This is a genomic window from Microcoleus sp. Pol1C5 (assembly GCF_036701115.1).
Taxonomy (GTDB): Bacteria; Cyanobacteriota; Cyanobacteriia; order Cyanobacteriales; family Microcoleaceae; genus Microcoleus.
Genome location: NZ_JAUBQE010000022.1, coordinates 77,009 through 89,560, shown reverse-complemented (window position 1 = coordinate 89,560; position 12,552 = coordinate 77,009). Strand labels below are relative to the sequence as shown.

The 12,552-nt window shown below is 45.8% G+C and carries 8 protein-coding genes; 7 read left to right on the top strand and 1 reads right to left on the bottom strand.

Annotated elements, in window-relative coordinates; genetic code table 11:
* The first annotated feature begins 28 nt into the window (after positions 1-28).
* The 5 genes from QUA23_RS14280 to QUA23_RS14265 all read left to right on the top strand — a co-directional run bounded on the left by QUA23_RS14280 (position 29) and on the right by QUA23_RS14265 (position 7,597).
* On the top strand, positions 29-670 hold the full coding sequence (locus tag QUA23_RS14280; protein WP_333075013.1) for an urea amidolyase associated protein UAAP2: 642 nt from the start codon (positions 29-31) through the stop codon (positions 668-670).
* A gap of 152 nt (positions 671-822) precedes the next feature.
* Positions 823-4,440 carry an urea carboxylase gene (gene uca / locus QUA23_RS14275; protein WP_333075012.1) on the top strand — a complete coding sequence of 1,206 codons (3,618 nt, stop codon included), beginning with the start codon at positions 823-825 and terminating at the stop codon, positions 4,438-4,440.
* A 125-nt stretch (positions 4,441-4,565) separates the two neighbouring features.
* Complete coding sequence (locus QUA23_RS31060) at positions 4,566-4,679, top strand: WG repeat-containing protein (protein WP_445243497.1); 114 nt, start codon at positions 4,566-4,568, stop codon at positions 4,677-4,679.
* A gap of 233 nt (positions 4,680-4,912) precedes the next feature.
* Positions 4,913-6,139 (top strand): FAD-dependent monooxygenase, encoded by a 1,227-nt coding sequence (locus tag QUA23_RS14270; RefSeq protein ID WP_333075011.1) that lies wholly within the window; start codon positions 4,913-4,915, stop codon positions 6,137-6,139.
* 192 nt (positions 6,140-6,331) lie between these two features.
* On the top strand, positions 6,332-7,597 hold the full coding sequence (locus tag QUA23_RS14265) for an alpha-L-fucosidase (protein ID WP_333075009.1): 1,266 nt from the start codon (positions 6,332-6,334) through the stop codon (positions 7,595-7,597).
* A gap of 445 nt (positions 7,598-8,042) precedes the next feature.
* Here the strand turns inward: QUA23_RS14265 and QUA23_RS14260 are convergent, their stop codons facing one another.
* Positions 8,043-8,831 carry a class II glutamine amidotransferase gene (locus QUA23_RS14260; RefSeq protein WP_333075008.1) on the bottom strand — a complete coding sequence of 263 codons (789 nt, stop codon included), beginning with the start codon at positions 8,829-8,831 and terminating at the stop codon, positions 8,043-8,045.
* 543 nt (positions 8,832-9,374) lie between these two features.
* Here QUA23_RS14260 and QUA23_RS14255 point away from each other — a divergent pair.
* Both QUA23_RS14255 and QUA23_RS14250 read left to right on the top strand, forming a co-directional pair.
* On the top strand, positions 9,375-9,554 hold the full coding sequence (locus QUA23_RS14255) for a hypothetical protein (protein ID WP_333075006.1): 180 nt from the start codon (positions 9,375-9,377) through the stop codon (positions 9,552-9,554).
* 79 nt (positions 9,555-9,633) lie between these two features.
* Positions 9,634-11,553: an iron uptake porin gene (locus QUA23_RS14250; RefSeq protein ID WP_333075004.1), complete on the top strand. Its 1,920-nt coding sequence runs from the start codon at positions 9,634-9,636 to the stop codon at positions 11,551-11,553.
* The last annotated feature ends 999 nt before the right edge of the window (positions 11,554-12,552 follow it).

Here is a 12,552-nt window from a genome sequence, read left to right as displayed (position 1 = left end):
TCTGCACTTCAATCACAAAAAGTGAACCATGACTGCAACTACCCAACAAATTCTCGATCCAAAAACTGCAATTTATAACGAAGTTTTACCAGCCAGACATCCCTGGTCTCGCGTCATCAAAAAAGGACAGATTCTCCGCATTGTAGATTTAGGCGGAAATCAAGCAGTAGATTTTTTAGTTTACAACGCCGATGACCCTTCCGAACGCTACAGCGCCCCCGATACGATCGTCAATCAAGGCAACATCTTTGTCACTACAAACAGCCAACTCATTTCCAACGAAGGGCGAGCCATGATGACCATAATTGCTGACTCCTGCGGGCGGCACGATACCTCCGGTGGCGCCTGTAGCTGCGAGAGCAATTCGGTGCGGTTTGGGCTAGATAAAAAATACCAGCACGCCTGTGTTGAAAATTTCCTCGCCGCAATTCTTCCCCACGGTTTGGGCAAGCGAGATTTAGTCAGCAATATCAACTTCTTTATGAATGTTCCGGTTAGCGAAGATGGCACGCTTGAAATTGTTGACGGCATCTCCGATCCGGGAAGTACAGTTGATTTGCGAGCCGAAATGAACGCGCTGGTTGCTATTTCTAACTGCCCGCAAATGAACAATCCTTGCAATGCTTACAATCCTACGCCGATTCAGTTGATTGTTTGGGATGCGGTATAGGTTGTAGCTGCATACCCGCCAGAAACCGCCAGGGGTTTAAACCCCTGGCTAATAGCTAAAGTCCTCTTGCATAGGACTGAATAATCGATTGCCCATTAGCAATTATCAATTATCAATTAGCAATAACCAATTAGCAATAACCAATTACCTAAATGTTTAACAAAGTGTTGATTGCAAATCGCGGTGAAATTGCGTGCCGAATTATCCGCACGCTCGATCGCCTCGGAATTGCTTCGGTAGCAGTATATTCGGAGGCCGACGCCCACGCCAAACACGTTTTCGCCGCCAGCGAAGCCGTTTGTATCGGTGCAGCCGCAGCAGCCGAGAGTTATTTGCGGTTCGATCGCATTCTCGAAGTTGCGCGCCAAACAAAAGCTCAAGCTATCCATCCGGGTTACGGCTTTTTGAGCGAAAATGCTGAATTTGCCGAAGCTTGTGCAAGCGAAAATATTGCATTTATCGGCCCGACTCCGAGTCAGTTGCGCTGCTTTGGATTGAAGCACACCGCGCGGGAAATAGCCGCTGCAAATCAAGTGCCGCTAACTCCCGGAAGCGAACTTTTAGCAAGTTTAGAGGATGCGGAAAAAGCGGCTGGGGCGATCGGCTATCCGGTGATGCTCAAAAGTACCGCAGGCGGCGGCGGCATCGGTTTGCAGGCTTGTTTTGGCGATCGAGATTTGGCAGAAGCCTTTGAAAAAGTACAGCGTTTGAGTCAAAGCAATTTTAAACAAAGCGGCGTTTTTTTAGAGAAATACATTCAAACAGCCAGACACATAGAAGTCCAAATTTTTGGAGATGGCAAAGGAAATGTCATAGCCTTGGGCGAGCGAGATTGTTCGGTGCAGCGGCGCAATCAAAAAGTAATAGAAGAAACCCCCGCCCCTGGTATTAGCGACGAACAGCGAAATCATTTGTACGGTGCAGCCGTGCGGTTGGGAAAAGCGGTAAATTACCAGTCAGCCGGTACTGTTGAATTTGTCTTTGATGTCGATGCGAAACAGTTTTATTTTTTGGAAGTCAACACGCGCTTGCAAGTCGAACACGGCGTTACTGAAGCTGTCAACAATATCGACCTGGTTGAGTGGATGGTAAAACAGGCTTCTGGGGATTTGTTCCCCTTGGAAGAGTACCGCTATCGACCGCAGGGACACTCAATTGAGGTGCGAATTTATGCGGAAGATGCCGGCAAGAATTTTCAGCCGAGTTCCGGGTTGCTGAATCAAGTTGCGTTTCCCGAAAACGTCCGCTGCGACAGTTGGATAGAAACCGGCACGGAGGTTACTCCTTTTTACGATCCGCTGCTAGCCAAAGTAATCGTTTGCGGGGATAATCGAACCCAGGCGATCGCTCAACTCAAAGCTGCTTTAGATGCCAGTGAAATAGCGGGAATTGAAACTAATTTAGATTACCTCCGCCAGATTTTGGACGATTCCAGATTCAACCAAGGTGAACTGAGCACGCGCTTTTTAAACTCTTTTGAATACGCACCTTTAACGATCGATGTATTGGATGGGGGAACCTACAGCAGCATTCAAGATTATCCGGGGCGGATTGGCTATTGGGATGTGGGCGTGCCGCCTTCTGGGCCGATGGATCATCTGGCATTTCGATCGGCAAATCGTTTAGTAGGAAATCCCGAATCGACAGCAGGATTGGAATTCACAGCGACAGGCCCAACTCTGCGCTTTAATGCCGATACAGTTATTAGTTTGACTGGTGCAACTATGAAGGGAACGCTAAACGGCGAATCGGTGCCGTTTTGGACGGCAGTTCCCGTCAAAGCGGGCAGCATTCTTAAGTTAAAAGGCATTCAAGGTGGCGGCTACCGCACTTATTTAGCGGTAAAGCACGGCTTTAATGTCCCCGATTATTTGGGCAGCAAATCAACTTTTGTACTGGGCAAATTTGGCGGACACGCGGGCCGCACGCTGCGTCCGGGAGATGTGCTTAAACTGCTTCAAACTGCAACTCTGGAAGCGGAAATATCTTTGCCTCCGGAACTAATTCCCACCTACAGCAATAATTGGGAAATCGGCGTTTTGTACGGCCCTCACGGCGCGCCGGATTTCTTTACGGAGTCAGACATCGAAATGTTTTTCTCCACAGAATGGCAAGTACATTACAACTCGACGCGGACGGGCATTCGGCTGATCGGCCCGAAGCCCGCCTGGGCCCGTCAAGACGGAGGAGAAGCGGGTTTGCACCCGTCTAACATTCACGATAATGCTTACGCGATCGGCACGATCGATTTTACGGGGGATATGCCTGTAATTCTCGGTCTTGACGGCCCGAGTTTGGGAGGTTTTGTGTGTCCTGCTACTATTGTGCAGTCGGAATTGTGGAAAATCGGGCAACTGAAACCGGGGGACAGCATTCGCTTTCACTGTTTGAGTTTTGCTGAAGCTTTGCAGCGGGAATTAGCACAAAATAGGCAAATTGCTACTTTTAGTTTGCCTGTTTTTGAGAAAAATGCGGAGGAATTGCCCGCAGTTTCCGCTTCTCCTATTTTGCACGAAATTCCCGAGTCTCCGGAACAGGTTGCTGTTACTTACCGTCAAGCTGGGGATAAATATATTCTAGTTGAATACGGCCCGTTGGTGCTGGATTTAAATTTGCGTTTTCGGGCGCACGCATTGATGGAACAGTTGAAAGCAAATCCGTTGCCTGGTGTTATCGAATTAGTGCCGGGAATGCGATCGCTGCAAATTCATTTTGACAGCCGCCAGATTTCGCAACAGCAGCTAATGCAGGCGCTGATAGCGGCGGAGGCGGAACTTCCGGCGATCGAGGATTTGGAAGTGCCGGCGCGAATTGTGCACTTGCCTTTATCTTGGGAAGATGAATCGACGCTGTTGGCCATTGAAAAATATATGCAGTCTGTGCGATCGGATGCACCTTGGTGTCCCAGCAATATTGAATTTATTCGCCGCATAAACGGGCTTGACAGCATCGAACAAGTCAGAGAAATTGTATTTAATGCTAGCTATTTAGTGATGGGTTTGGGAGACGTTTATTTAGGTGCGCCCGTCGCAACTCCCCTCGATCCGCGCCACCGTTTGGTTACTACTAAATACAATCCCGCCCGCACTTGGACTCCTGAAAATGCAGTTGGCATTGGCGGCGCGTATTTGTGCGTTTACGGGATGGAAGGGCCCGGAGGTTATCAATTTGTCGGCCGCACGGTGCAAATGTGGAATCGGTTCAAACAAACGGCGGATTTCGAGTCTGGTAAACCTTGGCTTTTGCGCTTTTTTGACCAAATCCGATTTTATCCGGTTTCTCATGAGGAATTGCACCGCTGTCGGGAAGCATTTATCGAAGGGAAGTTTAAATTAAAGGTTGAGGAAATCACTTTTAATTTGAGAGAATACAATGAGTTTTTGGATTCTATTGCTAATAGTGCGGCTGAATTTAAAGCGCAGCAGCAGGCCGCATTTAATGCAGAGCGCGATCGCTGGGCCGCATCCGGGGAATTTGAAGCTGAATCTGCAGCAGAATCCTCGGCGGATGTCGCTTCTGAAACAGCGGCGGAGGTTACTTTGCCGATCGGTAGTGAGGCAGTTGTCGCTCACGTTTCGGCAAATGTTTGGCAGGTGCTGGTTAATGTTGGAGATGCGGTTGCTGAGGGCGATCGCCTGTTAATTTTAGAAGCGATGAAAATGGAAATTGCTATTACTGCTGATGTTGCCGGCACTGTTGCCCAGTTGTTTTGTGAAAAGGGGCAAACGGTGACAGCCGGACAAATTCTAGCGGCTGTTCAACCGAATTAATCCCTCTGTTGTCAGTTCGGGGACAGTCGGAAGCTAGGCAGCAACCAAATCAGTAACTACTCTCTGGGTTAGCCGCTGCATACGTTAGTTTTGATCCTCAAGGATTCTCTGCCAATTGGCGATTTATTGACCGCCGAGGTCGGTGGGCTGTCCGACCCCAATACCTGGATGTGAATTTCTTCTCCGAAGGATTTGCTGTTGTCGGTGGTTGGCAACAGTGGGACTTCATTCCCCGCTAGACCATCACGCGATCGCCTGTAAAACTGTTTGACCAAAGCGAATCGTTAATTTAGCATTTATAGTGTTGATATTTGTTGGCTCTGCACAATCAAGTTAAGAAAGGCGCAGATGAGCGAGATTGAGGAACATAAAGTTAATCTCCAGGTAAATTTAGAAATTTTTTTGGAGAGGTTCAGCCAAATCACCAGCCAAGTTCCTAAATTTTTTCATGCTGTACAGCTCACTCAATAATATGACTTCAGTATCAAAGGTAATTATCATCGGCGGTGGAATTGGCGGTCTGACCCTAGCCCGTGCCTGTCTTGATGTGGGCATTGCAGTTGAACTATACGAGAAGCGCGGTCTGGATGTTATGCTCTCAGGGCCCGGAGGGATATTCATCCAACGCAATGCTTTGCGCGTCTACAAGCTCTTGCAATCAGGGCAGATTTACCAGCGTTTTTACCAGCAGGGAGGCAAGATCCTCAAAGGTGGGTTTTTTGACCAAAAAGGGAAACCCCTCTACATTAACGCTCCTCAATTCATAGGCGAAGATGACTTGGGTGTCTGCCTCCTGCGACCTGAACTGCAGCAGATTTTATTGGAAGCCTTGCCAGAGGGAACGGTGCGGACTGGTCTTGCTTTTGATAAATTTGAGGACACGGGCAACGGCATTCGGGTCTTTTTCTCTGATGGTCACACTGCTGAGGGTGACATCTTAGTAGGGGCTGATGGTCTTTACTCCAAGGTACGGGCTAGGCTGAATGGTAATGAGCGGTTAGAGGAGCCTGTGTACAGTGGGACTTGCTGCTGGAGAGGCTACTTTGATGGCTCTGGCTTACCACTCGATTCACAATACAGTTGGGCCGAATTCTGGGGTCAGGGCACTCGTTTTGGCTACTTCGATGTCGGTGGCGGTCGGTTTGCTTTCTATGCTTTCAACAACACCCCAGCGGGCGGTAATGACGATGCGCTGGGCGGTTCCTTGAATGCCTTGCGCTCCCTGTTTAAAGGCTATGCTGACCCAGTACCAGCTATCATCGAAACTCTCGACGGGGAGAAGATTTACCGAGATGATATTGTCGATCGGCTACCGCTCGGAACCCAATGGGGGCAAGGGCGAGTTACCTTAATCGGGGATGCCGCGCACCCAGTTCAACCGAATATCGGTCAAGGGGGTTGTATGGCGGTGGAAGACTCCTTTGAACTAGCGAAACTGCTCTTGACTAGCCAAGGTGGTGGTGATACTGTTCCTTCTGTTTTGCGGCAGTTTGAAGCCAGTCGCACTCAACGAGTTACTCGTGTATTCAATAGTTCTAGACAAATAGGGAAATTGGGGCAGGCGGATACGGCGATCGGATGTTTGTTGCGGAACTACATTTACAAGCTCACTCCTACAAGGTTGGCTGACTTGCAGTTCAAGTGGTTGTTTGATTACCAACCTCAATGGAATCAGACCCGTACAAATCATTCCGCATAAGCTTGACATTGGGAAACACAAAATACTCCGTCAGTTTCCAACGATGACCATTGTTAGAAACCTCTGTGGCGTTACATTTGGGGCAGTTCATTTCAGCCGAATTCGACAAAGAAGTATACTCTAGCTTATTCATTTTACCTGAGAGTAAACATTACTCTTTCAGCAATACCCCCTATATTTCAGGGTGAACCCATGACTGAAGAAAACAAGTGGTTTGAGACAGCACGATTGGGAATGTTTGTTCATTGGAGTCATAGCAGCCAGTGTGGGTACGAAGTATCTTGGCCATTGGTGGGAGGCGTCTTTAGCCTGCCTTACTGCCAAGATGTCCCGGTAGCGGATTATCACCGCACCGCCCAAACTTTCAATCCGACTGAATACAACCCTCAAACTTGGGCGCATTTAGCGAAACGCTTGGGGATGCAGTATGTGATTTTGACGGCTAAACATCATGATGGATTTTCCTTATTTCATACCCAGCAATCCGACTTTTCTATCGAGTATGCGCCGTACAAAAAAGATATTGTCCGAGAATTTGTGGATGCGATGCGGGCGGAGGGTTTGCGAATTGGGTTGTATTTTTCCTTGATTGATTGGCATTACCCTGACTACCCAGCTTTTACAGAAGCCGATAAACCGTATCAGTTTGGGAAATTCAGACAGCCGACGACTTCTCAGTGGGAGCGCTACCTTGAATTTATGTTCGCTCAAGTCAAAGAATTGTTGAGCAACTACCGAAAGATTGACTTGCTTTGGTTTGATGGCGGTTGGGAACGAAAACCAGAACAATGGCAAGCTAAACAGCTACATGAAATGATTCGATCGCTGCAACCGCATTTGCTAATCAACGATCGCCTCCCTGGATTTGGAGACTTCGATACCTGCGAGCAATTCATTCCCCCCCAACCGCCTCCGCGCACTTGGGAAGCTTGCCTAACTCTGAATGAAAGCTGGGGTTACAACCCGAAGGACACCCAATTCAAGTCAGCTCGCCAACTTATTCATACCCTCTGTGAAGTTGCAGGTAAAGGTGGCAATCTGCTGTTGAATGTCAGTCCCACGGGCAATGGGCAGATTCAATCTGAACAATTGGAATTGTTGCAATCCGTAGAAGAATGGATGGCTGTCCATGCCCAGAGCATCGTAGGAACACAGCCGGGACTCGAACCTTGGCAATTCTACGGCCCTTCAACTCGGCGGGGCAATCGCTTTTACTTATTCTTGCTGATGAAGCCCTACGACTCAGTAACAGTAAGAGGTGTACCCATTAAACGGATTCAAGCAGTTTATCTGCTAGCTGGAGGGCAGTTATTGGAACACTCAACTCGCTGTGCCATTGTCGATTCTATGTTAAGTGCCGATCCTCTTGGGGAGTTAACGATTCAAGTGCCTGAACAAGCTCTCGATCCCTATGCTACGGTGATTGCAGTTGATATTGCTCCAGCCAACGATCCTTAGAACAAGATTTGGCCAGTGTAGCGATCGCACTTCTTCACTTCCTACCCCAGGAGCCGATCGCATCCAGCTCAATCTCACGATCGCATTTTGCATTCCATCTTATACAAATCATTCAGAATAAGCTTGACCGAAAGGAAACGTGAAATACTCTGTCAGTTTCCCAATGCGATAATTGGTAGTCCTCCATAGTCAGGGTTAAGAGAGTTTTCCTATCACTCACTTTTAGCATAGGAAGTACGAAAGAGCCGTTTGATTATTTGCCAACAGTTAACAGGAGGATGGAGAAGGTGTTGGAGGAACAAACCTGTGAAAACCTTTATGCTCTGCCTGGTCAGCTTAACAACTATATCTTATCGATTTGTCCGTTAGCTGCAAGATAATGGTGACGTGCGTCACACACAGCAGGTTATGGCTTTGTTTAGGCTTTAAATTTGTTTAAGTCCCGTTAACAGGACTCCAGCCGCGCAAAATTGAGCGGCAAACCATCCTGAAATACCAGCAATTCTCCCGGCAGAATTTGCGTCCAAACTTCGTTATCTGTCAGCGGAAAAGTGGCAATAACAGCCACGCGATCGTCCTCGTTGGTCAACTCCCGAAAATCGACTGTTACATCTTCGTCGATCGAGTGAGCGCTAGCAAAAGGTGCTTGTCGCACAATATAATGCAGATTAGTAGAACAGTGGGTAAACAAGTGTTCTCCATCGGAAAGTAAATAATTAAAAATTCCGTGTTCTGCCAAAGTTTTAGTAATTTCCTCCAGTACCGGGTAAATTTCCGCTAAAGCAGGCTTACTTTGAGGAAAAGTGGAGCGCAGCTTTTCTAATATCAAACAGAATGCTTTTTCGCTGTCAGTTTTGCCAACCGGTTTGTAAACTCCGGCACATTCTGGATAAAAATTTTCGAGATTTCCGTTGTGAGCAAACACCCAATAACGTCCCCAAAGTTCCCGAATAAAAGGGTGGCAGTTTTCCAGAGCAATTTCGCCTTGGGTAGCTTTGCGGATATGAGCAATGACGTTAGTGGAATGAATGGGATAGCGACGCACTACTTCTGCAACCGGAGAAGCAATCGCAGGTTTAGAGTCTATAAAAAGGCGACATCCTAAACCTTCAAAGAAAGCAATTCCCCAACCGTCTTGATGAACATCTGTTTTGCCCCCCCTTGCAGAAAAACCCTCAAAAGAAAAGCAAATATCTGTCGGAACATTGCAGTTCATTCCCAGTAATTGGCACATAGCTTTTAAGTCTCTGGAGTGTGGATCGATCGCGCAGCTATTGGCAGCTACAGATTTGCGGTGATAATATTATAGTATTAACGGGTTAAATAAGTTAAATACACTTAATATTTGGGCTGGGTCAACGGTAATGATACTGAACTTAAAAAGTTGGCAAGCTAAAACAATCGATTGTGTTTCTGTCGGAACGATGTTACACGCTCACTCGCTCCGCACCTTTTACGTGCATACAGCGAGGATAAAGTATTAGCGCCATGGAAAAAACGATATAATTTTGATTATTTTGTGACCTCGTGTGAAGGGAAATAATAACCGTTCGCAAATTCCCAAAATAAAAAAATATTAATTTACTCAAAATTTCAAAAATAACTAACTTATCTGTTTATATAGTTTTATAGTTGTTAAAACAATTAAGTGATAACAAAAACCACAAAAATGGATTTTTATCGATTATAGGCCAGTCTCTATTATTAGTGTTACTACTTTTTTGGGGTTGATATCGATAGGTTTTGATTAAACTAAAAGACAATAGCAGAGGAAGGTTTGAGTCAAAAATATCACATATTTTTGACTCTTCATTCATTACAAAAGCTGTTAAAAAAAACGGGAACCGGATTGTCAATCAGCCGTCACATACTGGAAGAAAGCGAGGGTGGCAGTTTGACTTGTTCGTCGGTTTTGGGAGAAGGAATGCAATTTACGATCGCCCTTCATCTCGAATAGTGCGTGAAGCGTAGCTATTCCGTAGGAAATAACGCTTTTTCTCACTTTTTTAGCTTTTTGCTCACAAAGTATAAATAACATGAAAAATCATAAGTGCGATCGACAAATTTGGAAAATCCTTAGCAGCTTAATACTAGGATTCGGATTGCAGGCATTATTCAGCATTCCAGCCTTACCAGAAACGACTGATCCTGAAACAACAGCAAATAGTGCAAATTCGGAATATCCAGTTAATGAATGGTATCAATTACCCGCACCGACCAATAATCTAGCGGATAATTTCGATCCTAATCTCGATCGGCAATTACTCGAAAAATCTGACAATGTAGATGAAACTTCACCGATAAACCCCACATTGCAGCCACCCGTACCTATCGCGAGTGAGATAGAAACTCACGTATCCGAAGCCAGCGAAACGCAGCCCGTGCCCATACCCGCATTAGTGGAAGAAAATAAATTAGAAAATCCCCCATTAGTTTACCCTGCTGAAAACTCATTAGAACAAGTTACATTAGTTTCCCAACTCAGCGACGTACAGCCCACAGACTGGGCATTTCAAGCACTGCAATCCTTGGTAGAGAAATACGGCTGCATAGCTGGATACCCCGACGGAACCTATCGCGGAAACCGCGCTATAACACGCTATGAATTTGCAGCCGGAGTCAATGCTTGTTTAGATACAATCCGCGAGTCCATCGCCAAATCAACTGAAAGTCTAGCTAAGCGAGACGACTTAATAAAACTGCAAAAATTGCAAGAAGAATTTGCCGCCGAAATTGCCACAATCCGAGGTCGAGTGGATGTGCTAGAAGCGCGAACGAGCGAACTAGAAGCCAATCAATTTTCGACCACAACTAAGCTGTCGGGATTCACAATTTTTGGAATACAAGGGCGCACGCCCAACCGTGCGGATCGGACTCCCAGAGACGGCAAAAGAGATACCAAGGACCCCGGTACAAATGTCAACATCATTAACCTAAATCAATTCTACTTAACCACTCAATTTAGTCCTCGTAGTAACTTATTGATCGGTTTTTACAACCAGAACGGAAGCAATTCACCACAATTAACCGAAGACGTAAACGTTGCTTATAATTTAGCCGAAACTTCTGGATTAACTGTTAGCGACCTCAACTACCGCTTTCTGGTCGGCGACAAATTGGCAGTGTTTGCAGGAACAGCAGGAGTTAACATGATTACCGCTTTTCGAGGGCCAAATCGGGCCGAAAGTGCAGCTTCCGGTCCCCTTTCTGCGTTCGCCCAAAGAAACCCAATTTTGAACACTGGTTTAGGTTTAGGCGGCATCGGCATTGACTGGCAATTTGCGAATAGAGCCAGTTTGCAAGCAGTTTATTCAACTAACATTTCTGGATTTTTTGTCAGTTCTAACGGGTCTAAAGGACACAATACATTGGGTGTACAACTAACTCTTACACCAGCAGATCCAGTTGATGTTACTGTCTATTATGTTAACGATTATTCGCCGGACGGTAATCTGATTAGTTTGGCAGGGGATAGCCAATTGACTGCTATCAATCCTAGCACAAATAACTCCGAACCTTTGCAAACAAATGCAGTGGGAGCAAGTTTAAATTGGCGCATTTCATCGCGAGTTTCTCTGGGAGGTTGGGGTGGTTATACTAATTCTCGCATTCCTGGTAAATCTGGTACGGTAGCCACTACAAATTATATGGTTTTTGTAAATTTTCCCGATTTGTTTAAAACCGGAAATTTAGGAGGAATTTATATCGGGCAACCTCCTAAAATTGTCAGCAGCAATTTACCTACAGGCAATAACGTTCCTGATTTTTTAGATACGGGTTTAGGGCGATCGGGCGGGCAACCCGGAACCACTACTCATGTAGAGGTATTCTACCGCTGGCAGGTGAATGATAATATCAGCGTCACCCCTGGATTGATCTTGATTTTTCAACCCGGTCACACTCCCGATAGCGACCCGATCTCAGTTGGTGTACTGAGAACTTCATTCTCCTTTTAAGAGTTTAATCCTGTGGGGCCGGGTTTAGTAGATCGATCGCCAATTGCAAACCATTTTGGTGAACTCGGCCCGGAGGAACGGCCCACAAGAAAACTTAATTTTGTGGAACAGGCCTCCGGCAGCATCTCATATTTGTAAAAGGCGTTGCTTAATCAGGGTATGAAAAAATAACTTTCAAATCCCAAAGCTTTGTGGGTAATGGTTTCTCTGACTGGCATATTTAGCGTTTATACCATAAATCAGCAACGCCTTGTAAAAATACTTCTTCTGGCCCTTCCTTCTGCGTCTTTCCTTCTGCCTCCTGCCTCCTGCCTCAATCAAAACTTAGATTTCTAGCTTGGCTGCTTTCATTAAGATGCTCCCCAGACCTCCTGCCTGTTAAGCGAGAAAGGTGTTCTTCGGTAAACAGACAGTGATTAAAACCCTCGCGGGATTTCCTAAGATTTTTTATCAGTAAAAACCCGCTATCTTTACTGCAACTTTACATTTAGTAGTAATTTCCCCGTTTTTATCTTTTTTTCCTACATACAAATACCTAATTATTTAGTTTAAAAAAATACGCATAAACACGCTTGAAACATAAGTTTTCCTAACTTAATCTATTATTAGGAGCATTACTAATAGTTCTTAAGTTTAGGTTTAGATAAATATGATTAAATCAACGGGCTATTTTGGGTTTCTGAGCTTGGCTGTAATTTCTGCTATGACTGCCTATCCGTGTCAGGCACAAACCACTGTCAGATCGCAGACAAGTGTCAATGCAACACAGGAGATTACAATTACCGAATCACCAAATCTTGCTAACACTTCTGCCAGTCCTCTCTGGAAAAATCCTAACATTTCTAAATCTTTTACCGTCTCAGAATTGAATAGCACACCTTCTACCTCTAGTCCTCCTATAACCACTCCTCAAAATCAATCTGCACGCACAAATCCATTAGGATGTAGATTTTTCACGACTCCTTCTATGCAGCAATAAATTTTCCTGGACCTCTGGAC